This window comes from Lysinibacillus sp. PWR01 (assembly GCF_043359455.1).
Taxonomy (GTDB): Bacteria; Bacillota; Bacilli; order Bacillales_A; family Planococcaceae; genus Lysinibacillus; species Lysinibacillus fusiformis_F.
The window spans coordinates 43,019-67,374 of the sequence record NZ_JBHERJ010000054.1 but is presented as its reverse complement, the minus strand read 5'-3'; the positions used below and the strand labels follow the sequence as shown (position 1 = coordinate 67,374).

Annotated in this window: 24 protein-coding genes and 1 other annotated feature; of the genes, 8 read left to right on the top strand and 16 right to left on the bottom strand. The window is 37.6% G+C overall.

Annotation, left to right across the window (positions count from 1 at the left end):
* Positions 1-252: 252 nt before the first annotated feature.
* The 6 genes from ACEVFT_RS11415 to ACEVFT_RS11390 all read right to left on the bottom strand — a co-directional run bounded on the left by ACEVFT_RS11415 (position 253) and on the right by ACEVFT_RS11390 (position 5,335).
* Positions 253-654, bottom strand: coding sequence for a hypothetical protein (locus ACEVFT_RS11415; RefSeq protein WP_243456009.1), 402 nt, complete (start codon positions 652-654; stop codon positions 253-255).
* Positions 655-707: 53 nt separating this feature from the next.
* On the bottom strand, positions 708-2,084 hold the full coding sequence (mgtE, locus tag ACEVFT_RS11410) for a magnesium transporter (protein ID WP_205441406.1): 1,377 nt from the start codon (positions 2,082-2,084) through the stop codon (positions 708-710).
* Positions 2,085-2,522: 438 nt separating this feature from the next.
* Positions 2,523-3,431, bottom strand: a complete 909-nt coding sequence (locus tag ACEVFT_RS11405) for an RluA family pseudouridine synthase (RefSeq protein WP_393949824.1) — start codon at positions 3,429-3,431, stop codon at positions 2,523-2,525.
* 1 nt (position 3,432) lies between these two features.
* Positions 3,433-4,227, bottom strand: a complete 795-nt coding sequence (locus tag ACEVFT_RS11400; RefSeq protein WP_205441402.1) for an NAD kinase — start codon at positions 4,225-4,227, stop codon at positions 3,433-3,435.
* The gene (gene yjbM / locus ACEVFT_RS11395) at positions 4,224-4,895 is read right to left on the bottom strand and encodes a GTP diphosphokinase (protein WP_205441400.1); all 672 of its coding nucleotides are present in this window, start codon (positions 4,893-4,895) and stop codon (positions 4,224-4,226) included. The genes ACEVFT_RS11400 and yjbM overlap by 4 nt, the downstream gene beginning before the upstream one ends.
* Before the next feature lie 56 nt (positions 4,896-4,951).
* The gene (locus tag ACEVFT_RS11390) at positions 4,952-5,335 is read right to left on the bottom strand and encodes a UPF0738 family protein (protein ID WP_205441398.1); all 384 of its coding nucleotides are present in this window, start codon (positions 5,333-5,335) and stop codon (positions 4,952-4,954) included.
* Between the two features lie 126 nt (positions 5,336-5,461).
* Between ACEVFT_RS11390 and ACEVFT_RS11385 the strand changes: the two genes are divergently transcribed.
* The 4 genes from ACEVFT_RS11385 (at position 5,462) to ACEVFT_RS11370 (ending at position 8,278) form a co-directional block, all read left to right on the top strand.
* Complete coding sequence (locus tag ACEVFT_RS11385) at positions 5,462-6,049, top strand: CYTH domain-containing protein (protein WP_393949820.1); 588 nt, start codon at positions 5,462-5,464, stop codon at positions 6,047-6,049.
* A gap of 28 nt (positions 6,050-6,077) precedes the next feature.
* Positions 6,078-6,848 (top strand): lytic transglycosylase domain-containing protein, encoded by a 771-nt coding sequence (locus ACEVFT_RS11380; protein WP_393949817.1) that lies wholly within the window; start codon positions 6,078-6,080, stop codon positions 6,846-6,848.
* A gap of 220 nt (positions 6,849-7,068) precedes the next feature.
* Positions 7,069-7,476 carry a globin domain-containing protein gene (locus ACEVFT_RS11375; RefSeq protein WP_004227447.1) on the top strand — a complete coding sequence of 136 codons (408 nt, stop codon included), beginning with the start codon at positions 7,069-7,071 and terminating at the stop codon, positions 7,474-7,476.
* Complete coding sequence (locus ACEVFT_RS11370) at positions 7,469-8,278, top strand: DsbA family protein (protein WP_205441374.1); 810 nt, start codon at positions 7,469-7,471, stop codon at positions 8,276-8,278. The genes ACEVFT_RS11375 and ACEVFT_RS11370 overlap by 8 nt, the downstream gene beginning before the upstream one ends.
* A 749-nt stretch (positions 8,279-9,027) precedes the next feature.
* Here the strand turns inward: ACEVFT_RS11370 and pepF are convergent.
* The 4 genes from pepF to spxA form a co-directional block, all read right to left on the bottom strand.
* Positions 9,028-10,845: an oligoendopeptidase F gene (pepF, locus tag ACEVFT_RS11365; protein WP_393949813.1), complete on the bottom strand. Its 1,818-nt coding sequence runs from the start codon at positions 10,843-10,845 to the stop codon at positions 9,028-9,030.
* Between the two features lie 51 nt (positions 10,846-10,896).
* Positions 10,897-12,018 carry a competence protein CoiA gene (locus ACEVFT_RS11360; protein ID WP_393949812.1) on the bottom strand — a complete coding sequence of 374 codons (1,122 nt, stop codon included), beginning with the start codon at positions 12,016-12,018 and terminating at the stop codon, positions 10,897-10,899.
* A 195-nt stretch (positions 12,019-12,213) separates the two neighbouring features.
* A complete protein-coding gene (gene mecA, locus ACEVFT_RS11355; protein WP_004227456.1) occupies positions 12,214-12,882 on the bottom strand; it encodes an adaptor protein MecA in 669 nt (222 codons plus the stop codon).
* Positions 12,883-13,316: 434 nt separating this feature from the next.
* Positions 13,317-13,712 (bottom strand): transcriptional regulator SpxA, encoded by a 396-nt coding sequence (gene spxA / locus ACEVFT_RS11350; RefSeq protein WP_025116803.1) that lies wholly within the window; start codon positions 13,710-13,712, stop codon positions 13,317-13,319.
* A gap of 490 nt (positions 13,713-14,202) precedes the next feature.
* Positions 14,203-14,424: a binding site (T-box leader), on the top strand.
* A 117-nt stretch (positions 14,425-14,541) separates the two neighbouring features.
* On the opposite strand from spxA, the gene trpS reads away from it, so the two are divergent.
* Positions 14,542-15,531, top strand: a complete 990-nt coding sequence (gene trpS / locus ACEVFT_RS11345) for a tryptophan--tRNA ligase (RefSeq protein WP_342442507.1) — start codon at positions 14,542-14,544, stop codon at positions 15,529-15,531.
* 2 nt (positions 15,532-15,533) lie between these two features.
* Here trpS and ACEVFT_RS11340 read toward each other — a convergent pair whose 3' ends face one another.
* From ACEVFT_RS11340 to ACEVFT_RS11330, 3 genes are all read right to left on the bottom strand, one after another.
* Positions 15,534-15,755 (bottom strand): YuzI family membrane protein, encoded by a 222-nt coding sequence (locus ACEVFT_RS11340; protein WP_016994330.1) that lies wholly within the window; start codon positions 15,753-15,755, stop codon positions 15,534-15,536.
* Between the two features lie 105 nt (positions 15,756-15,860).
* The gene (fabF, locus tag ACEVFT_RS11335) at positions 15,861-17,102 is read right to left on the bottom strand and encodes a beta-ketoacyl-ACP synthase II (RefSeq protein ID WP_342442506.1); all 1,242 of its coding nucleotides are present in this window, start codon (positions 17,100-17,102) and stop codon (positions 15,861-15,863) included.
* Positions 17,103-17,132: 30 nt separating this feature from the next.
* Positions 17,133-18,071, bottom strand: a complete 939-nt coding sequence (locus ACEVFT_RS11330) for a beta-ketoacyl-ACP synthase III (protein ID WP_205441364.1) — start codon at positions 18,069-18,071, stop codon at positions 17,133-17,135.
* 758 nt (positions 18,072-18,829) lie between these two features.
* Between ACEVFT_RS11330 and ACEVFT_RS11325 the strand changes: the two genes are divergently transcribed.
* Positions 18,830-19,024 carry a YjzD family protein gene (locus ACEVFT_RS11325; RefSeq protein WP_004227469.1) on the top strand — a complete coding sequence of 65 codons (195 nt, stop codon included), beginning with the start codon at positions 18,830-18,832 and terminating at the stop codon, positions 19,022-19,024.
* 49 nt (positions 19,025-19,073) lie between these two features.
* Here the strand turns inward: ACEVFT_RS11325 and ACEVFT_RS11320 are convergent, their stop codons facing one another.
* The gene (locus ACEVFT_RS11320; protein ID WP_393949807.1) at positions 19,074-21,200 is read right to left on the bottom strand and encodes an ATP-dependent Clp protease ATP-binding subunit; all 2,127 of its coding nucleotides are present in this window, start codon (positions 21,198-21,200) and stop codon (positions 19,074-19,076) included.
* A gap of 268 nt (positions 21,201-21,468) precedes the next feature.
* Here ACEVFT_RS11320 and ACEVFT_RS11315 point away from each other — a divergent pair, with 268 nt between their 5' ends.
* Entirely contained in the window at positions 21,469-22,155 is a 687-nt protein-coding gene (locus tag ACEVFT_RS11315) for a Crp/Fnr family transcriptional regulator (protein ID WP_205441358.1), read from the top strand.
* A gap of 58 nt (positions 22,156-22,213) precedes the next feature.
* On the opposite strand, the gene ACEVFT_RS11310 is transcribed toward ACEVFT_RS11315, so the two are convergent.
* Complete coding sequence (locus ACEVFT_RS11310) at positions 22,214-22,522, bottom strand: metal-sulfur cluster assembly factor (RefSeq protein WP_036120908.1); 309 nt, start codon at positions 22,520-22,522, stop codon at positions 22,214-22,216.
* Between the two features lie 53 nt (positions 22,523-22,575).
* The gene (locus ACEVFT_RS11305) at positions 22,576-23,340 is read right to left on the bottom strand and encodes a prolyl oligopeptidase family serine peptidase (RefSeq protein WP_393949802.1); all 765 of its coding nucleotides are present in this window, start codon (positions 23,338-23,340) and stop codon (positions 22,576-22,578) included.
* Positions 23,341-23,461: 121 nt separating this feature from the next.
* On the opposite strand from ACEVFT_RS11305, the gene ACEVFT_RS11300 reads away from it, so the two are divergent.
* Positions 23,462-24,271, top strand: coding sequence for a Cof-type HAD-IIB family hydrolase (locus tag ACEVFT_RS11300; RefSeq protein WP_342533960.1), 810 nt, complete (start codon positions 23,462-23,464; stop codon positions 24,269-24,271).
* Positions 24,272-24,356 lie beyond the last annotated feature (85 nt).

Below are 24,356 nucleotides of genomic sequence, written 5' to 3'. Positions count from 1 at the left end.
AAGTGAGTGAAGCGGCTCATCGGACGCCCCCTGGAAAGGACGTTGGCGGAACGGAAATCAACCCCTCACCTTGTAAAGTTGCTTTTTCTGCCGTTGACATCATCTTTTTTATGGTATCGGAAAACAAAACCATTCATAGAATTTTTGTGAAAGGAGAAAATGGATTTCCAAATTAGGCGAAGGTGTGCTAGTGCCATTTTCTTTTTTCAGCAACATGAAAAGGTGTACAGCATCCCCTGCTGTACACCTTTTTTATAATGTTGGCAATTTTCTTCCACGCCAAAGTATTTGCTGTATATCTTCAAAATGAATGATTTCCTGTATTTTTAATTCTAATGATGTAAGCATTAAAGAATCACTCTGTACATCTGAAGCAGTACCAGTTAATTTTCTACCATCCTTTAAACAAACTAATAATGGCTGATAGGCTCTCTGACGAAATGGCTTTTCTAAAAATTGGAGCTGTTTCAGTAAATACGGATCTATTTGTACATCATCTACTGTATCATTTTTTTCTTCAGCCGTTTGCTCATCGAACATATTGTCCTTTACATATACAGATGTACTTTCATCCAAATCAAGTTCATGTAACACCTTAGAAATATTCAAAAAATATGATGGTGACTTTATAAACAAGCGTGGTTCTTGATCCACTTTACTCACTTCCCTTTTTTCCATACAATATGCGAAAGTAAGCAAATTGGTTCTTAGCCTATTTGGCTTAAAAAAACTGTCGCTAAGCCCAAGTAAATTAAAATACTTGTAATATCATTTAAAGTTGTAATAAAAGGTCCTGATGCAACAGCAGGGTCTATTTTTAGTCGATGCATTAACAATGGTATAAATGAACCTGCTAAAGTCGCCACTAAAATGGAACCACAAAGTGCTGCTCCTACTAACATACCTAGGACAAGTTCATGTTTCCAAAAATAAACGATCCCAATCACAATTAATCCACAAACAACGCCTGACATTAAGCCAGTACCTGCTTCACGTAAGAGTAACTTGAATTTACTATGTTCCTCTACGTCTCCTGTTGCAATCCCTCGAATCGCCACGGCTAATGCCTGTGTTCCACTATTTCCTGACGTTCCTGAAATTAAGGGAATAAAGACTGCAAGTAAGGCAACCTTATCTAAAGTATCCTCAAATTGCCCCATTAGATTAGCTGTTAACATACCTAAAAACAGTAGAACCACTAGCCAAGGCAAACGTTTTCTTGCTGCTTGGAATGGTGTTACATCAAATTTATCCATATCCGAAATACCGGCTAATTTAGAGTAATCCTCAGAAGCCTCTTCATCAATTACATCAATAATATCGTCAACCGTGATAATACCAAGTAATTCCCCTTTATCATCAATAACAGGTGTCGCTAAGAAATTATAATCCTTCATAATTTGTGCGACTTCTTCTTGGTCATCACCCACATGTACCATCACGACACGTTCATTCATAATGGAACGAATAAGTGTATCCTCGTCTGCAATAATCAAATCTCGTAATGATATGACACCCGTCAGACGATGCTCTTCATCCACTACAAAAATATAATAAACAGTTTCTGCATCGGGTGCCTCTTTACGCAAAATGGCCATTGCTGAACGTACTGTTGAATTTTCTGGTATAGCGACATATTCAGTTGTCATGATAGAACCAGCCGTATATTCATCATAGCTTAGTAGCTCATTAATGTCTTCAGCCGCTTCTTCATCCATCATTTCCAAATAGCTTTCGCGTTGTGCCGTATCTAGTTCGTTTAAGACATCTGCCGCATCATCTGCGTACATATGAGAAAGCATTTCTGCACCGTACGATGGATCCATTTCAGCTAGATATGCTTTATACTCATCATCTTCGATATCGATTGCCTCAAAAATATCAGCCATTTCTGTCGGAGACAAGAACGAATAGATGATCTTCCTTATATCAGGTTCCACCTTTTCGTAAAACGTTGCCTGATCATATGGATGAAGTTCTAAAAACTCATCACGGAATGCGTCAATATCATGTGCTTCTAGCATTTCTCGTAGATGTGCCTCATCAAATTGCACATCATCCTTTTCATTTCTTTCCTCTATCATGCTTGTCCCCTCCTTCCGAGCTTTCAATCATTTTACGGGCAATGCCGTAAATCTACCTTCTATATAATAGAGTGTATTGTACCTTTTCTGCAAACCCTTTTTTAAGTTATATTCATGAGTAGCTGGGCAGAATTTTATAAATTTCAATAATACGCCTAAAAACATAACGATTTCTATTTTACTATACCTTACCTTTGTCACTTTGTTATGAATTAGGTGTAAAAATAATCTACTTACTATATCCTTTCGCCTCAGGATAATTATCGCTGACGCACAGATAAACAATACGTCCAATTTTCCCCTAGCTCTCGACCTCAAATCATACGACATGTGACAACTGTTAACGATCTCCCTCGTGAAGAAAGTCGCCAGCTCAATCTACATCAAAAAATGATAAGGAGATGCTCGTTTGTGCGAACATCTCCTTCTATCAAAAATTTATGCATAAGCTTCCTTCAGTAACCTTTGCATGTCATCATTTAGCATACATGTAAAGTGTAATGGCACACTCGTTAAAGGATGTTCCATACTCAATGATACACAATGTAGTGCTTGTCGATCAATCTGAAGACGGCTACCACCGTAAAGGTCATCACCAACAAGTGGATGCCCAAGATGCGACATGTGCACACGAATTTGATGTGTACGCCCTGTATGCAATTGAAGTCGTACATGGGTCATTGGTTCAGCATCGACTATAAAATGCTTTAGAACCATTACATCTGTATGCGCATATTGCCCATCTTCTCGTACTTCTCTTTCAATAATACTGGCTTCTTTACGTCCAATTGGAGCTATAATCGATTGAAAATTGTGTTCGACATGTCCATGGACAATCGCTTCATATTGTCTTGAAATTTCCCTATTACGCTGAGCTAGACCTGTTAAATGATGAATATGAGCATGCTTAGCAATACAGAGCAAGCCTGATGTATCTCGGTCTAGCCTTGTAACAATATGAGCCGTAGAGGCCAATCCTTGCTGCTGAAAATAGCCACAAACTAAATTAGCAATGCTGTTGGTCGGATGCTCACGTGAGGGAATCGTACTTTGGTGTGCTGGCTTATTGAGCACTAAAATGGCATCGTCCTCGTAGACAATGGTCAAATCGCCATGCTCGACAGCAAGACCATCACTTTTTACTTCAGGAGGAAACGTCACTTTCACACAATCTCCAGCTTGCAGGATATGCCTCACATTACGTTCGACACCATTCACAGTCAACATGCCACCATCGAACTTAATAGCGGTTAGGGCTCGCTTAGAAATACGCCACTCTTGTAGACCTTCTCGTAATAATTGGCCATCTTTCTTAGCCATAAATTGCAATGTAAAGCTTGTATCCATGTTATTCATTAGCGACAAACGATTCATGCACTCGCTCCCAAAATGGGAATGGTCGGAAACGGGCAAAACGTACTCTTTCATTTGCTACATTAAACGCTATGGCTTTGACATCACCTTGCGTAATTTGCAAGTGATCAACAGTCATATTAAAATTCTGTTCATTTACAGGACGTAACACACAATGGTGGTGTGCTGGCAAGATTAATGGTGATCCTACTGTCCTGAAAACACGGTTATTAATTGAGGCAATTTCAGTGACTTGGAGTGCCGCTAATGTGGGATGTATGATGGCTCCACCAAGTGCTTTATTGTAAGCCGTACTCCCAGAAGGAGTGGATACACAAAGTCCATCTCCACGGAAACGTTCAAACTGATTGCCATTTAATTCAACATCCATCACAAGTGTAACATCTGGCGATTTGACTGTTGCTTCATTTAAAGCCAGATACGTATTTGATTCGGCATTATGATGCTCCACCTTTACTTCTAGCAGTGGATATTCCACAACATTAAAATCCTTTTTAGCAATGGACAAAACTAGTTTTTCTAATTCAGATGGTTTCCAATCCGCATAAAACCCTAGATGGCCCGTATGAATACCAACAAAGGCTACCTGGTCTAATAAATGAGAGTAGCGATGAAAGGCATGCAAAAGCGTGCCATCTCCTCCAATCGAAACAACGATTTCTGGCGTCTCTTCATCATATGTTAAGCCAAAATCCTGTAAATAGGTTTTAGCAAGTTCCATCAGCTCGTTGGATTGTGCATCTCTACGTGATTGAATCGAAAATTTCATTGTGCGTCACGCTCCTTCTCTGTTAGTAAATTAGGATTCGATGCTTCTTTATATTCGCTAAAGTAGGCCTGTGCCTCTTGAATCTCACTACGAATGGATGACATTTCCTCATCCAACCGAAATGCTGCCTCTGCAGCACTTTGCAAGCGATTCTTAATTTCCTCTGGGAACATGCCCTTATATTTATAATTTAAAGAATGCTCTATTGATGCCCAGAAATTCATGGCCAGTGTTCGGATTTGTATTTCCGCCAATACTACTTTTTTTCCTTGAATCGTTTCAACAGGATACTCCACGATCATATGGTAGGAGCGATAACCACTAGGCTTATTATGTGTAATATAATCGCGTTCTTCCACTACGCGCATATCTTTTCGCTGACGAATAAGCTCTGTTACCGTTGCGATATCATCAACAAATTGACACATAATCCGAAGGCCAGCAATATCGCCAAGTTCATCACCAAGTTGTTTAGAGGGCTCAAAAGCTAATCCTTTTTCTAACGTTTTATCATATATACTTGCTAAAGGCTTAACACGTCCTGTGACAAATTCAATTGGTGAATTGGCATTAACAATACCAAATTGCGAACGCATGCCCTTTAATTTTACTTTTAATTCATCTACTGCTTGTTTATAAGGACTTAAAAATATTTCCCATTGTCCCATTGTAAAAACCTCCCGACATTCGGTATCGAACACCACCGTCTGTTCGTTTTGTCTTTCTATTCAGCGAGAATTGCCTTGAAGTGTTGCTCCACTGCTTGGACAAATTCTGCCCCATAATTGTAATTTCCTTCAATATTATACACGAGCATTTCCAATTCCTCGTAGAAATTTGTCAGCTCAATCGCTTCTTCACCAATTCGTAGTAATGGATTTTTCCCTTTTTGTAAAATATGTACAAGATTCTCCCAACTACTCGGTGGAAAACGCAAGTAATGATAGTCGTCACCTGCATCAAGTAAATAAATAAATGCAAAATCATCTGAATCTGCAATGAGTTGTCCAGCAGGTTTTAACTGTAAATTTACTTCATTGTCGTTTAAACTAAAATGAAGTTGATCTTGTTCAAAGTTCGATGTTTCTATTGTATAAATTTTACGCACGTGCGGTTCCCCTTTTCGTTGTACTCTTCCTCTTATTTTAGCACACAGGGTAAATAGTTGCAGTGTGTAAATATTAAATCAAGCGAAACAACGGATGAAAAATAAAAAATAAATAGGTGACGATAAATGACACAAGAAATTGAAATTGAATTTAAAAATCTATTAACAAAACAACAATACGAGCAATTATTACAAGACTTCCACATTAGCCAAAATGCTATTCATCGTCAAACAAATCATTATTTCGACACACCTAATCAAGCCATTCGCAAACTACAAAGTGGTCTTCGTATTAGACAAATTGATGATTATTACGAATGTACGCTCAAAGAAAAAAATGCCGAGCATGCACACCTTGAAACAACGGATGAAATAACAGCAATACAGGCGCAGCAAATGTTAGATGGCAAAGGATTTTATGCTCAAGAGGTAGCTAAAAGATTAGCTCTCCACCATATTCCTTTAGAACAATTGCATGTATTTGGTTCACTCACTACAGATCGTGTCGAAATTCCATACAAAGAGGGGCTTCTTGTTTTTGATCATTCTTTCTATTTGCAGTGCGACGATTATGAGGTAGAATATGAAGCAAAAGATGCAATAAAAGGAAATAAAATTTTCGACGAATTTTTACAGCAATATGGTATTGAAAAGCAGGCTACTGATAAAAAAATTGCCCGTTTTATGAAAGCACTAAAAGCACAAAATTTATAAAAGTATAAAAAGGAAGGTGTCTGACTCCTTGGATATTCAATCATTAAAATCTTTACTTGAAATTCAGGCATTGCAAACACTTGGATCTAGTGAGGGTTCATCAACAAACAATTTGACAGACAATGATTCTATTTTTTCTGACATGATTAACGAATTATTAGGAGAAACTTCGACAGCAAGTAATGCCAAATTAGCAAGCTTGCTTGCTTCAAACACATCAAATAATTCAAATTTCGTCAATCAACTGGCTACTTCGGAACAAGGTACATTAGAATCCTTACTTTACAAAGGCTCTAATGCTGTGTTTATACCTGAATCAGTCAAACAAGCATTAGCAAACACATATGCTAATACAAAGCTTAATTCCTATGTTTCAGACGATGTAATAGGTTCTACAGCTTATGCCAATTCACTAGCAGGTGCAAATGAATATACAGCCATTATTGAAAAAGCAGCTGCTACTTATCAGATACCCGCGAAGCTTATTGCAGCTGTTATCAAGCAAGAATCTAATTTTAATCCAACCGTAGTGAGCCATGCGGGAGCGCAAGGCTTAATGCAACTCATGCCCACAACAGCACAATATTTAGGTGTGACTAACGCTTTCGATCCAGAGCAGAATATTATGGCTGGAGCAAAATATTTGCGTCAAATGCTAGATAAATTTAATAATGACCCTACTCTAGCATTAGCTGCCTACAATGCTGGCGCATCTCGTGTTACAAAATATGGAGGTATCCCTCCTTTTAAAGAAACACAGAATTATGTCAAAAAAGTGATGAATTACTTTACAGTGTAATCGCATCTTTCCTGTTATCTATGCTTTTTCCAACAAATTTCACCCATTGTGGTGAAATTTGTGCTTTTGTAGCGAACAGCAATTCGAAAGAGCTCTTTGTTTGTGTTAACGAAAAGACGTTGATAGAATGAAGGTAGTCACAAGAATTTCACATTTTGATGAGGATGAAGTATACAAAGTGGTACTTTACGATATAAAGAATTAAAGGAGCATATAACTTATGAGTCGAAAATACACTGTTCCTTATGAGGAGCTGGGAGCTGAAAAACTGTCAGAACTCATTCATGCGTTCTATAAAAGAGTTGCTCAGCATCCTGATCTTATTCCAATCTTTCCAAAGGATTTAACAGAGACAGCCCGTAAACAAATTCAATTTCAAACACAGTATTTAGGTGGACCAAATCTTTTTACTGAAGAACATGGACATCCGATGATGCGTGCACGTCACATGAATTTTCCTATTACACCTGACCGCGCTCAAGCTTGGCTAGAGTGTATGTCAGAAGCAATGGATGAGGTAGGTTTGGAAGGGAAGTTCCGTGAAACTTATTATCAACGTTTAGTATTAACAGCTCATCACATGGTTAATACGCCAAATGACGATGAGGGGGAATTGTTACGTGAATAATATTCAAATGTTGCAAGAGCCAACGCCAACGATTTCAACTGCAAACAAGCCAATTGAATTGTATATTTTCGTAGATCCACTTTGCCCTGAAGCTTTCAGTATGCAAGCAACTCTTCGTAAATTACAACTTGAATACAACCATTACTTCACATGGCGCTTTGTTTTAAGCACAGAACTTACTTCTTTAAACTGCTTAAGTAAACGTGTCAAAGGTTGTATCTCAGGAATCGAACTTGATATTAATCACCCTGTTTTACCTTCTATCGCTATTAAAGCAGCTGAATTACAGGGGAAACGTGCAGGTGCACGTTATTTATCAAAACTACAAGAATATGTATTATTAAGTCATCAAGATGTAAACTCCTATGCAACGCTTTTAAAAATAGCTGAGGATGTTCAACTCGATATGAATGAGTTTACTGTTGACTTTGGTTCAAAGGAGGCAGCACGTGCTTTCCAATGCGATTTATATATTAAACGCGAAATGGAAGTGGAAGAAGTACCAAGTATCGTATTTTTCAATGAATGTATTGAAGATGAGGGACTAAAAGTTAGTGGGAGCTATTCCTATGAAGTTTATGAACATATTTTACAAGAAATGCTGAACGAACAGCTTGTCCGTCAGCCATTACCATCAATAGAGGACTTATTTTCTAAATTCCATACTCTTTCTACAAATGAAATAGCTTTTATCTATTCATTAACAGAGCAAGCAGCAGAGCGTGAACTAAAGAAACGCATGCTGCAACAAAAGCTCGAACGAATCCAAACTACTCACGCTACGTTATGGCGTCTTAAATAATACAATAAACCAAAGGGACTCCAATCATCATGATGGAGTCCCTTTCATGTTGTTGAAAAAAGATCATGTCAATAGCAGTAAAAGACCTTTTGACAAGGTGACGGGTTGATTTCCGTTCCGCCAGCGCCCTTTCCAAGGGGCGTCCTATGAACTGCTTCACTCAATGCGTCTCCTCTGTGACGCTATCTACCATGCTGAAAAAGTGTCATTTCCTTTTCTTTCATACTAACAGTAGAGAAGCGATGAGTGACAACACCTCTCCAAAATGAGTAGTGTACACCTTCTCCTTATTTGGAAATCGCTAAAAAGTTAACGTTTTCGGCGCTCGCCGACAGGAAAGCAAGTAGCCTGCAATGGACTTCCATTTTTACCTTTCACAAAAATTCTAGGGATGGTTTTGTTTTTCAAGATAACGCAAAATACAAAGAAGCGCCTCTATCCTCGACCGATAGAGACGCTTCTTTTTCACAAAGGGGATGGGAGAAATGTTCACGTTCAAACAAAGGGGTGTATGTTTGTTTTGTGATTTATTTCACAAGAATTACTCTATCATGGAATAATATATTTAGCAATGAAACCAATACTAGATTCACAAATTTGTCAAATAGAAAGCGATTACAAACAGTATTTTTCCAAGATGCACACTTTTAAACTATTTAGAAATCAAAAAAAATCATTATTCTTTCATTTCAAATCACACGCACGCCAACAGAAAAAGGGCTGTAGAAATATTTCCCCAGCCCTTTTAATTAATTATTCAACAATAATTTTTCTAATTCATTTAAACGCTCTTCAAATACTTTACAAGCATCTTCAATTGGCTTAGCTACGTTCATATCAACGCCTGCTGCCTTTAATACTTCAATAGGGAAATCAGAGCATCCTGCTTTTAAGAAGTTATTAATATAACGTTCTACAGCTGGTGCACCCTCCTCTAAAATTTGTTTACTCAATGCTGTAGCGGCTGATTTACCAGTCGCATACTGATAAACATAGTAATTATAGTAGAAGTGTGGAATACGAGCCCATTCTAAGCCAATTTCCTCATCTACCACCATATCATCACCGAAGTACTTTTTGTTTAATTCATAATAAACCTCTGTTAAACGATCTGCTGTTAATGACTCACCATTCTTATCCATTTGATGAATAAGATGTTCGAACTCTGCAAACATGGTTTGTCTGAATACAGTACTTCTGAAACCATCTAACCAATGATTTAATAAGTATATTTTTTGTTGAGGGTCATCAATTGTTTTCAGTAAATAGTCATTTAATAGCTCTTCATTACATGTAGAAGCAACCTCTGCCACAAAAATAGAATAATCTCCATAAACAAATGGCTGGTTGTTGCGTGAATAATAACTATGAACACTATGGCCAAATTCATGTGCTAAAGTAAATAGATTGTTCACGTTGTCTTGCCAATTCATTAAAATATACGGATTCGTACCATAGGCGCCTGATGAATAGGCTCCGCTACGCTTCCCTTTATTCTCTAAAACATCGACCCAACGGTTATCCAGTCCATTTTGGACGATGTTTTGATATTCTTCCCCTAATGGAGCTAAAGCTTTTACTAAAATATCTTTCGCTTCATCATAAGTGACCTTCATTTCCACCTCTTTAACAAGTGGCGCAAATAAATCCCACATATGCAATTCGTCTACACCTAATAATTTCTTACGCAACGAAATATAACGCTGCATAGCTGGTAAATGCTTATGAATTGTTTCCACCAGTTGATCATAGACATTTTCTGGAATAAAATTATTAGACATGGCTGCGTGTCGTGCAGATTCATAATGACGAATACGTGCACTCACATTATGCTTCTTCACGTTACCTGTTAGCGTTGCCGAGAACGTATTTTTAAACTTGCCATATGTTTCGTACATAGCTTTAAATGCGCCTTCACGTACTGAGCGATCCTTGCTCTCTAAAAACTTGATATAGTTACCATGCGTAAGTTGTACCTCTTCCCCCTCTTCATTTTTCACATGAGGGAAAACCATATCCGCATTGTTTAACATGCTGAATGTATTCGAAGCTGAACCTGTTACCTCAGACATTTGCGCTAGCAATGCCTCCTGTTCGGCTGGTAATACATGTGGACGTGCCATCGTAATTTCTTTTAATGATTGCTTATATAGTTGTAGGTCTTGATTTTCTGTTAAGTAGCCTTCAATCGTTTCTTCACTTAATGATAAAATTTCTGGCGTTAAATAGGAAAGGCCAGCTGAGATACTCGTTGCCAATGTTTGAATACGGCTGTTCATATCTTGATAAAAGCTATTTGTCGTATCTTGATCATAGCGCATATGAGCATATGTGTAGAGCTTCATTGCACGTTCATATATATGATCATGATACTGCAAAGCTGCTAATAATGCCTCTGCCCCGTTATTTAAAGTACCTGCATAGCTAGGTGCTTGTTTAGCAAGCTCTGCAACCTCCTTCAATTCCTTTTCCCAAGCTGCATCTGTTGCGAAGATATCCTCTAAACGCCATGTTAATTCTTCTGGTACTTCTTTTCTAACCAAAACCTGATTACTGTTACTAGCCATGTATGCCAGCCCCCTTTATATGTGCTTTTTTCCTTTTACTCTCATATTTTCTCAGTATATTGTGGCAATTGCAAATAAATGTACATAGACTTGCTCACAATTATCTAGTGAACCATCTTCATGATTCATTCGCTGAAGAAGTTGTCCATAATTTTGAATAGCTCTTACTGCTTGTTCGGTTATTTCTAGCTGATGCTGACATAAAAAATTTTTAATCTGATGCTTGGTTAATTCAAATGGTTGACGTCCTAATTGTTTACTAAAATACAACAGCATCGTTTGCCATTCACTCGTGAATAAAGAGATAGACGCTCCTTCTTGCACTGGAATACCAATGTATGGCGGCATAGCAGTAAGAGAAAGATTTAATTCATAGCAATTGCGTAAAAATGGATCTTGTGCCCCCTTCTTGTTATGTAAAAGACGACTATACGCAAATTGCCTACAAGTCTGTTTATAGAGCTGCCAATAGCATTGAAATTCTTCTTTGGTAATACGCTTTGGTATATAAAAAGGAAAATGCTGTTGATTGACCGGAATTTTTTGTACTTTGCCTATGAAAGTATGCCCGTGAACATGAAGAAGATTCGTCCAATAAATAAAATGGGCTGTCACCGCGTTGTACGTCAGTAAATAAGGCAAATCTGTTGTCGTTGTTATAAATGCTTTTTGCAGCAATGGGGAGATTCTAATTTTTCTGATGCCGTTGATTGCTTCTTTGCTTTGAGGAGTTTGAAAAAGCCAAATTGCTTGTATATCGTTTTTTTCATAGCCCATTGTTCGTTGATGCCATTTTTCATGAGAGATTGTGCTACATTGAAATTCAACTGCGAAATGCCCCTCATCGATTGTAACGAGCAAATCAGGGCGCTGAGAAAGCTGCTTTAAAAATGGCTCTAGTTCCACCTGATGTCCATTTTTTTTGAACCACTCATATAATTGCATTTTACCTTGTAAATGTAGTTTAGATTCACCTTCTGCGAATAGCTGTGAACATTGATTTTTAGTGAAGTGTGCAAAGTGGGGAATATTATAGTTACCTATTTTCAATTGAACTTGTTCCAAACATTGAGGACAAAAAAATTTCATCTGCCGCCTATATCGCTGTAAAGCTTTCCTCGTATATTGATATGGGAGAAATAGCTGCTGTTGATTGTTATAGGCAATAAGCATATAATCAGCTCCTTTTTAGCCAACTATAATAGAATTGGGTTGCATGAACAAAAATAAAGCCGTTTTTTCTTGAAATTTTAAAAATGCGACCTTATTCAGAAATCCGTGATGTTGAACGCATAAAAAAGGACTGTAGCAAAACTCGATTCTTTTACGAGTTTCACTACAGTCTAAAATAATTAGGTGATTCATTGCTTATGCAAAGTATTTTCGAACTGTTTCAAAGCAATTGAATTCCATAATTTTTTCACCGTACTCCTCTAGACGATGAATTGTAAAATTGGATGGTGTTAAAAATTCCTTGATAACTGCATTTCTATCATGACGATTTAAATCCTCATCTGCGTTTCCGAAATCAACAACTAGATAGTACCAATTTTCATATTTGAATAATGAGGAATCCACTAATTCGTCTGTCATTCGTTTTGCGACAGGGATTAACTCATCAATATCTTTAAATTTATAAACATAAATGTCTGTATCCATAAATAATTCTGACTCATCCATGTCACCAAATTGAGTTAGTTGGCTAAGAAGATCCTCTCCAACTTCATCGAATGGTGCAAACATATCTTTGTGTTCATCAAAATTCGAATGACCATCTAATGTTTCACCGTCTTTTAAAATATGTGCACGTGTGACAATGATTTCTAAGCCAACTTCAGATGCATTGATATGAATCCAAATCGGACCCTCTACATCAAAATAATCCTCCGTGTTTACTTCATCAATCATATCCCAAAAAAGTTGCTCACCCTTTGCTCGATTGTACCAAATTTCTTCACGACTATAGCCGCGATCCTCTATATCATTGTACGTAATAAAGAGCTTGAGTGTATTTTCATTTACACGTTCGATGTCCACTAGACCTCATCTCCCTTCACTGTCATATGTCGAAAAACAGTTTTGTTTCATTAGTATGCTTTTATTCTTTGTTTTTAACCTTCATACTGCATTTGTTTTTCAACCTTTGACCACACTACAGTAAAACCATCGAGTAACCGTAAACATGAATTTTTGTATTCACAGTTGTCTCTAACTCTATTGTATGCTGTTCTGTCATAAAATGAAAAGGATATACACCGTTTCACAGAAGATATTTGAATTATTGAAATTGTAGTAAACTATTTAACTTAAATCAAGTTTAACATACTTTTACGGAAATATATGACTTTTCCCTATTAATTATTATACTTCATATAGAAGGTTTTACAGAAGTAAAACATAAAAAAAAGATGTCACAACATGCATTCCACATCTGTAACATCTATTACATATATTATTCAGAATAGAAAGGTTTAATTCACCATTCGTTGCGCTTCTTGTAATTGATATGCTCGAACTTTTCGAGGTAAGAAACGACGAATTTCATCTTCATTGTAGCCAACCTGTAGACGTTTTTCATCTAAAATGATTGGTCTACGTAATAAGCCAGGATATTCCTGAATTAATTCATATAAACGTTGTAATGGTAAACTTTCAACATCCACATTTAATTTTTGGAATATTTTTGAACGAGTAGAAATAATTTCATCAGTTCCGTCTTCTGTCATACGTAAAATTTTTTTTATTTCACTAATGCTGAGCGGTTCAGAAAATATATTACGTTCTGTATATGGAATTTCGTGCTCCTCTAACCAAGCTTTCGCTTTACGACAAGAGGTACAACTTGGTGATGTAAATAGGGTTACGATCATTCTGACACATCCTTTCATTTCGAATCATTATCTATAAACCAGAACCAGTGTGTTAAATTAGAATTAATGTAATGTAAAATACACAGTACCATTATACAGTACTCCGCTGTATTTGAATATAGTTCCAATAAAAAAAGTCTGAACCTATCCCTAAATATTCTGTCTATTTATACAGCTTTTTAATGTAGTGTATTTTCTTCAAACTTATGTGCTACTACTACCATTCCCACTTTTCAAGCATTTTAAACATCCAAACATCTATCTTACTTGTTCTCATTTAAGAAAAATAAACGAGAAAATTGTCAATTCGACGTGTACACCTCAACAATATTTTAATAAAAAAATTTATATTTATAACAAAATTACATAACAAAAAAAGCATATAATTTTTTCTCGAAAAAAAACACCGTCAAAAGTCTGACTTTACATAAAGAAATCTTTATAATATAATTCTTTGCAATCAAATCAATTTGAACAATTTAAATTGAGAAAAACGCTGACGAAGAGTAGTACATATGCTAATCCACGTATAGAGAGTCTGTGGTTGCTGCAAACAGATCGTGGAGGCATGTGGAATGGACTTCCGAGTTAGCTTTGTGAACGCTTCTTAAAGCTAATAGCAAAGCTCGTCCCTTCACGTTACGAAGCTGAGTGGCCTTTTTAGGCAAGCTGGGTGGTACCGCGGATTCAAACATCATTCGTCCCTTCATTAGAAAAAATCTAATGAGGACGCATGATGTTTTTTTATCTTCATCAAACAGATTAAAAGATGAAGGTAACGCTGCTGACAAATGTCACAGAATTTGAATTCGAGGAGGAAATTTTAATGACAACTATTTTTTCTGGCGTACAGCCTACAGGTATCGTAACTTTAGGGAACTATTTAGGAGCATTCAAGCAATTCCCTGCACTACAAGATGAAGGAAATGCGATTTATTGTATCGTTGATCAACATGCCATAACTGTTGCACAGGACCCAAAAGAATTACGAGAAAGTATTCGTAAGCTAGCTGCTACCTATATTGCTACGGGCATTGACCCTAAAAAATCTACGTTATTCATCCAATCAGAGGTGCCAGCGCATGCTCAGGCAGGATGGATGTTACAATGTGTTGCGTCTATCGGAGAGCTAGAACGCATGACACAATTTAAAGATAAATCACACGGTAAAGAAAGCGTATCTGCTGCTCTTTTAACATACCCACCTTTAATGGCTGCAGACATACTACTTTATAACACAAATATTGTTCCTGTCGGCGATGATCAGAAGCAACATATCGAGCTGACTCGTGACCTAGCAGAACGCTTTAACAAACGCTTTGGTGATGTTTTAACGATTCCAGAAATTCAACTACCAAAAGCAGGCGCTCGTATTAAATCCTTACAAGAGCCAACAAAGAAAATGAGTAAATCAGATCCAAATACGAAAGCGACAATCCGTTTATTAGATACGGCGAAAGAAATTGAGAAAAAAATAAAATCAGCCGTTACAGACTCTGACGGTATCGTTGCATTTGATGTGGAAAATAAACCAGGCGTTTCAAATTTATTGACAATCGAATCGGCTATTTCAGGTATAGCGATTGAAGATTTAGTCAAAAAATATGAGGGAATTGGGTATGGTGGATTCAAGCAAGGTGTAGCAACAGCAGTGATTGAACACCTAACACCTATTCAAGAAAAATTCTATCATTTAGTAGAATCATCCGAATTAGATGTCATTCTAGATGAGGGTGCTGAAAAAGCGAATGCGATTGCCAGTGCTACATTAAAACGTATGGAAGATGCCATGGGTCTTGGTCGCGCACGTCGCTAAACTTACGGCTTGTCTGAGGAGCGATCAAAGCCTAGATCAAGCACAACTGCACAGATGATAATACAGGCTCCTACCGCCATATAAAATTCTGTTGTTTGAAAAATAAACTTGAAAACAACCTTCCATGAATAACCTAGTGTGCGGTAATTTAAATACAATATGAGATTCCCTACTGAGAGGATCATTAAGCCATAACTTACTAAAAATAAAAAGAGACGAAACATCGTAGTGGCATCCTTTCTATTTCTTCTTACTTATCATTTATTCACAAAACTATAAAAAAAGACGTCAGCCATTTAAATTCGGCTGACGTTTTTTATGTTTACATATTAGGCTTCATATTTTTTGAATAGAAGACTTGCGTTGTGACCACCAAAACCAAGAGAATTACTCATTGCGTATTGAATACTTGCTTCTCTTGCTTCGTTTGGAACATAATCTAAATCACATTCAGGATCAGGATCTTTTAAATTAATTGTAGGTGGTAAAATCCCTTCTTTAAGGGCTAATGCTGTGAAAATCGCTTCCACACCACCAGCTGCTCCTAATAAGTGACCCGTCATCGATTTTGTAGAGCTCATTGCAAGCTTATACGCATGCTCACCAAAAGCAGTTTTAACAGCTTGTGTTTCAAATAAATCATTGTATGGCGTACTCGTACCATGAGCATTAATATAATCAACTTGTGATGGCTCTACGCCACCATCTGTTAATGCTTGCGTCATCGCACGTGCTGCACCTTCACCCTCTGGAGCTGGAGCCGTAATGTGATGTGCATCACCTGTTGCACCATAACCTAAAACTTCAGCATAGATTTTGGCACCACGAGCTTTTGCATGTTCATATTCTTCTAAAATAACGATACCTGCACCTTCTCCGATAATAAAGCCATCGCGGTTTTTATCGAATGGGCGACATGCTGCTTGTGGGTCTTGATTTAATGATAAAGCTGTATTGGCACAGAAGCCTGCCACAGCCATTGTTACGATTGGTGATTCAGCACCACCCGAAATCATGACATCTGCATCCCCACGTTCAATTACTTTAAAGGCATCCCCAATAGAGTTTGTACCCGAAGCACATGCCGTTACAGAGCAAGAGTTAATCCCCTTTGCACCAAAGTGAATAGAAACTTGACCCGAAGCCATATCAGGAATCATCATTGGAATAAAGAATGGACTGACACGTCTTGCACCACGCTCTTGGAATGTTAAAAATTGTTGTTCATATGTTTCCATTCCACCGATACCAGAGCCAATCCATACACCTGCACGTGGAGCTAGCTCTTCATCAATTGTTAGCTGTGCATCTTCCATTGCCATAATGGAAGCAGCTAATGCGTATTGTGTGAAACGATCCATTTTACGTGCTTCTTTACGATCAATATATTTTTCAATATCGAAGTCCTTCACTTCTGCTGCGATTTTTGCTGCAAAAAGATCTTTATTTAAACGTGTCAGCTCACCTATGCCAGATTTACCAGCTTTAATGTTTGCCCATGTTTCTTCGATGTTATTTCCTAGTGGTGTAACTGCGCCAATTCCTGTAATTACTACTCGTCGTTTACTCATTGTCTTACTCCCCTCAAGCATTTTTCCTACTTATTTTCCCCATCTCATGGCTACGGCACCCCATGTTAAGCCGCCACCAAAACCTACAAGGACTAATAAATCATCCTCTTTAATCTTACCTGCTTCGAGCTCATCTACCAAGGAAATCCCAATAGATGCTGCTGAAGTATTTCCGTATTTATGAATCGTTTTTGACATTTTTTCTGGTGGTAGCTCTAATCGTTCACGAGCAGATTCCATAATTCGTATATTTGCCTGATGCGGCACTAAAAAATCAACATCTTCTTTTGTTAATCCCGCTTTTTCTAATACATTAACAGCCGATTCACCCATTTGACGCACAGCAAACTTAAACACTTCACGACCATTCATCGCAATTGTGTCTTGCTTCGATAAGTAAAGATTCTTTCCGCCTGTACCGTCTGCACCAAGTTCGAATGATAAAATACCTCTACCTTCAGATACTGGCCCAACGATAGCTGCACTAGCACCATCGCCAAATAATACAGCTGTATTACGATCTTCCCAATCAACGACTTTCGACAGCTTTTCTACACCTACTACTAAGACATATTTATAAGCATTTGCCTCAACAAAATGCTTTGCTGTCACTAAGCTATATATAAATCCTGCACATGCTGCTGCTTGATCCATCGCTGCAGCATTCACTGCTCCGAGTTGTTCCTGAACCATACAAGCTACACTTGGAAAATTTTGATCCTGTGTGACAGTTGCTACAAGAATTAAACCAATTTCCTCAGGCGTAATCCCCGCATTTGCAATAGCTTCTTTTGCAGCAGCTACTGCTAAATCTGAAGTTTCCTGATCATCTGCCGCAAAATGACGTTCTTCAATGCCTGTTCGAGTACGAATCCATTCATCCGAAGTATCCATTATTTTTTCCAAATCAAAATTTGTAACGACCTTCTCAGGAACATATTTGCCTATTCCTATAATACCAGCGTTCATATAGCAACCCCTCAGCTTTCTTACTATCAATTATTAGTAACTGGTCATAATTATAACGCATACAAAAGGAAAGACGCAAGATGATTTAAATTTTATGTGTATGAGGGTGGTGTTGTTTGATTATCGAGGTGAAGGAATTTGATGAAATGAGGGCCTTCTATTTTAGAGGGTTTATTATCCTTGTTGAGCAGTTTCTTTAGTTTTTGGAGCGCTTTTAGTGAACCTAGAGCGGGGTTCACCTATTTTGGAGCGGTTTCTCTCCATTTAGGAGCGGGGCCCTTCTTTTTTGGAGCGCTTTTTATCCTACTTTGAGCGGGGTTCTCCCTTTTTGGAGCGCTTTCTCTCCATCTTTGAGCGGGGTTCTCTCTTTTTAGAGCGCTTTCCATCCATCTTTGAGCGGGGTTCTCCCTTTTTAGAGCGCTTTCTCTCCACCTTTGAGCGGGGTTCTCCCTTTTTAGAGCGCTTTCTCTCCACCTTTGAGCGGGGTTCTCCCTTTTTGGAGCGCTTTCTATCCGTTTAGGAGCGGATTTCCACTATTTCTGAGCGCTTTTCACCAGCTTAGGAGCGCATTCCCCTATTTCAGAACCATTCCTAAATACTTTAACACCACCAAATATAAAATACAAAAACTCATATTTGTTGTGACAAAATCGCCATGTTTCACATAAATGGTTCATTTTTTTTTGATTTATGTTATGATATGATAATGAATATGAGTAAAACCTTATGATGAAAAAAGTTCGGTTGAGGTGAAATTAATGCAATATATCGTAACGTTCATATGGTCATTCCTACTAGTTTCTATGTTAAACTACGTAGTCAGCTCTGTACTTGGTGTACCATTTGATTTCAAAACTGGGGCAATCGTTTCGGTTGTATTCTCCATCCTTATCTTTATTATTGGAGCAATCATTCCAAACGACCCTACACCAGAAGCTGCAGACCATCATTAATTCAGCTAGAAAAAACCTGTTCAGCTTCATGCCGAACAGGTTTTTTCTGTTATTTCTCCACAACACATTGGCCATCACGCATTTTTACATGCAATATCTCCCCTGGTAAAACTTCTCCGCGTAAGAGTTCTTTAGCAACGGCTGTTTCGATATGTCGCTGTACAAAGCGTTTTAGTGGTCTTGCTCCAAACTGGGCATCTGCGCCTTGCTGTACTACCCAATCAATGACTTCTTGCTCGACAGATAAAGTAATTTCTTGCTCTGCCACACGTTGAATCAATTGCTCCACATACTTCCAAGCAATCGCTGTAAAATGTTTAGTAGATAAAGCATGGAAGAAGATGATATCATCCATTCGGTTTAATAGCTCTGGTTTAAAATGTTGTCGTAAGGCCGTCATAACTAAGTCCTCCACAGCGGCATCATTTTCTTTTGCTTCCATTAAATAGCTAGAACCAATATTCGAAGTTAAAATGACCACTGTATTTGTAAAATTCACCATACGTCCCTGACTATCTGTAATGCGACCATCATCTAAAATTTGCAGTAAAATATTCGCCACATCAGGATGAGCTTTTTCAATCTCATCTAGTAGCACCACAGAATAAGGATTTCGGCGAACGGCTTCTGTTAGTTGTCCACCTTCCTCATAGCCTACATAACCTGGAGGAGCACCAACAAGACGGGACACACTATGTTTCTCCATGTATTCACTCATATCAATACGAATAAAGTGATCCTCTGAATCAAATAACTGTGCAGCAAGTGCCTTGGCAAGTTCTGTTTTACCTACACCAGTTGGGCCTAAGAATAAAAAGCTACCAATAGGTCGGTGTGGATCTTTGATGCCTGCACGTGCACGCCATACGGCTTCTGTCACTAATTGAACAGCTGTATCTTGCCCAACCACACGTTCATGCAATGTATCCTTTAAACGTAAGAGTTTTTCACGCTCACCCTCCACTAATTTTGTAACAGGAATTCCTGTCCAACGTGAAACGATCGCAGCGATTTCATCTGCTGTTACCTCTTCACGTAAAATGCGAGATTCTGCACCGTTCTCTAATTCCTTTTCAAGTGCCTGAATGTCTTTTTCAAGTGTCGGAATTTTACCATGACGTAATTCAGCAGCTTTATTTAAATCATATTTACTTTCCGCCTCATCTAAATCACGACGATATTTATCCAATTTTTCCCGTTTTTTCTGGATATCGTGAAGCTTTTCTTTTTCTGCTTCCCATTGTTGTCGCATGCCCTCAGAGGATTTTTTTAACTTTGTTAATTCCTCACGTAATTGCTCTAGACGCTTTTTACTTGCCTCGTCTTTCTCCTTACGTAATGCCTGTTCTTCAATTTCTAGCTGCATAATACGACGAGTGACTGCGTCTAACTCCTGTGGCATGGAATCAATTTCCGTACGTATCATTGCACAAGCCTCATCAATTAAATCAATCGCTTTATCAGGTAAAAAACGCTCTGTAATATATCGATTGGATAGTTCTGCTGCCGCAACAATGGCTCTGTCATGAATACGTACGGCATGATGCAACTCAAAGCGTTCTTTTAAGCCACGTAAAATGGATACTGTATCCTCTATAGAAGGCTCACGCACTAGTACTTGCTGGAATCGGCGTTCTAACGCGGGATCTTTTTCAATGTACATACGATATTCATCTAAAGTAGTAGCACCAATACAGTGTAATTCACCACGTGCTAGCATTGGCTTTAGCATATTTCCTGCATCCATAGCGCCATCTGTTTTTCCTGCGCCTACGATCGTATGAATTTCATCAATAAATAGAATAATTTGTCCTTCTGAATCTTTTACTTCTTTTAGCACACCTTTTAAGCGTTCTTCAAATTGTCCACGATAGCTTGCACCAGCGATTAGCGCACTCATATCCAGTTCATATAGCACACATTCTTTCAAGCCTTCTGGTACATCACCTTTTACAATACGCTGTGCTAAACCTTCAACAATCGCTGTTTTACCAACTCCTGGTTCACCTATTAATACAGGATTATTTTTCGTTTTACGTGTTAAAATACGAATGACATTTCGGATTTCTTCATCACGACCGATAACAGGGTCCATCTTGCCATTTTTCACTTCTTCAATTAAATTACGTCCAAATTGCTCTAATGGTTTTTTATTGTCTGTTTGTTGAAATTGCATAGCTAGCACTCCTTTACTTTCATGTTTCTCATTATTTATATACCCAATCTTATTCATTTAAAAAAGTTTGACCTTTTTTGACTAACTTTATTTTACATCACTCGACAATGCTTAGCAAAGAAATTGCACTAAAATTTTTTCACTTATTATGGAAATCTACGTTATAATAATGATATGTTTCTATGTTTTAGTATCGAAATCCACTATCCTTTTGTAATAATCGCCATTTATTACAAAAAGAAAGCGATGTGTTGGAGATATGGTTTTAATGGATAATATGTTTGAAAAAATTAAGGATCTTTTTCAAAAGCACGGTGTTTTTATCAAAGTGAATAAAGGAAATAAAATTTTTCTAGAGGGAGAACGGGCAAAAGAAATTTATTACATCCAATCAGGTGTTATTTCGATTAGCCAAGAATCCGAAACTGGCAAGGAATTAACCATTCGTATTTGTGGTCCTGACAGTATAATAGGAGAAGGTTCATTATTTTGTAATCTCGTCTATAATTCGATGACTGCCAAAGTTTTAGAACCCTCTACGCTGTATGTTTTGAGTCGTAAATCTTTGGAGCATTTACTAGAAGAGCAGCCGACAATTATGGTGGAATATATGAAGTGGTTGCAAACAGAAAACTTAAAGCATCAAAGTCGTTTGCGCGATTTAGTGTTAAACGGTAAAAAAGGTGCTCTATTTTCAACGCTCATTCGACTTTCCAATACGTATGGTAAACCTTTAGAAAATGGCTCCATTTTTATTGATTTTCAGCTAACCAATACAGAAATTGCGAATTTGTGTGCAACAAGTCGTGAAATGATCAATCGCATGCTGAATGATTTAAAAAAACATGAGATTATCACTTTTGATAAAGGATTTATTACCATTCATGATTTACAATTTTTAAAAAATGAAATTGCCTGTGAAAATTGTCCATTACAAATATGCCGTATCGATTAATTTCGTTACAAGCAAAAACCCTGCTTATTTTTGAATAAGCAGGGTTTAATATTACATTTTAACGTACACCTAATGCCATTTTTGCATAGCGTGACATTTTATCTTTTGACCAAGGTGGATTCCATACAATATTCACATTTGTACTTTTCACTTCAGGAAGTTCACCTAATGCTGTATTTACTTGATCCACAATGACTGGTCCAAGTGGACAGCCCATCGATGTCAAGGTCATTGTAACAGTTGCGACACCTTCATCATCTAAATCCACATCATATACTAAACCTAAGTTGACGATATCAATGCCAAGCTCAGGGTCAATTACATTTTCTAAAGCACCAAACATGCTGTCTTTCATATCTTGATCCATTCGTATTTCTCCTTCCATCATAGTGTTAACCTTATCATAGCAGATGCATCCTGTTATGCCAAATGCTGTGCAAGCCATTCTGTTGCTGCTAGCATACCGTCACGCGGTACGGCATGTCCAGCTCTTTTGTTCACCATGAACTTTAAATAATCAGGGTTTGCTTGATAGTATTCCCGTAATGTTTCATAAAATTTATACGTTTCGTTGAAAGGAACTGTTTTATCTAATTCACCATGCCAAAAGAATACAGGGCGACCTGCGAATTTTTCTGGTGTTAGACTGACATCATATTTAGCAAGGATATCATTAATTTTTTCTACATCTTCCTCTGACATAGGCCAGTTTACTCCGCTTTTAGCAAATTGCTGTAATTGATATTCACCCAATTTAATAAAACCAGGTGCGCCCATACATATTGCAGCTGTTTGTATCCAATCATAAAGCTTCAGACAGCCTGATGTCACGATGCCACCCATTGAAGTACCTGCTATGCCAATATTATGACTAGCTAATAATTTTTTATTCTTTAATTCATCATATAATTGTTGCACTTCATGAATAGAATTTAAAACAATGTCCCAAAAATTTAAGTTCATTTGCATTTCTGTTAGGCCTTCGCTACGCTCACCATGAAATTTTGCATCTGGCAATAGGACACGCACCCCTTTATGCACCAATTGGTATGCATAGTGTAAGTTATGTTCTTTTGCACTCATAAAGCCATGCAAAAAAATCACTACCGGGGTTTCTTCATTCATATTGTCTGTATGTATATGTAATAAAGGAATAGTTCCCCACACTTCTTTTTCTACAAACATTATTGTCACTCCCAACTCTTGTCTCATCTTTATGTTAGCAAACTTTTTTCACTGTGACAAAATTTTGACGAATGTAAGACAAAGAGATACTATTCAAACTATAGGAAAGGGGCAACGAGCTATGAAACCGCATTTAATCGTATTAGACTTAGATGGAACTTTATTAACAGATCAACAACAAATTACAGCAAAAACGAAAAAAACATTATTGCAGGCTAAGGAACAAGGGCATCAAGTGATGATTGCGACGGGGCGCCCATACCGTGCAAGCGATCTTTATTATCATGAGCTTGGGCTCACTACACCCATTGTCAATTTTAATGGCGCATATGTGCATCATCCTAAAAATATCTCTTGGCAACATATGCACACACCGATTGATTTAAGTGTTGTACATGATGTCGTTGATTCTATTAATAGCTATGAGTATGAAAATATTATCGCTGAGGTAAAAGATGATATTTATGTTCACACAGAAGATGATCGTATCTTAAATATTTTTAATATGGGAAATCCCAAAATTACACTTGGGGATTTATACACACATCTCTTAGAAAATCCCACAAGTTTGCTGATTCAGGCAAATGAAGCAAATTCGGTTATTATACGTGATCATTTACAGGCGGTGCATGCTGAAGTCATCGAGCATCGTCGATGGGGCGCACCTCTTCATATTATTGAAATTGTGCGTCGGGGCTTAAATAAAGCTGTTGGTATAGCGCATGTAGCAAAAGATTTAGGTATCCCACGTGAGCGCATCATCGCGTTTGGCGATGAAGACAATGATTTAGAAATGATTGAATATGCTGGACTTGGCGTAGCGATGGGGAACGGTATCTCAAGTCTTAAAAACATTGCTAATGAAATAACTGCAACGAATAATGATGATGGAATTGCAAAAATACTCATTGAACGCTTGAAATTATCATAGTTAAGTAGTAAGTTCAAGTTAACATTCCATTTTTACCAGTTTAACTTTATTCAGTGGTACCCCTTCCATTTATCTAAAGTGAGTA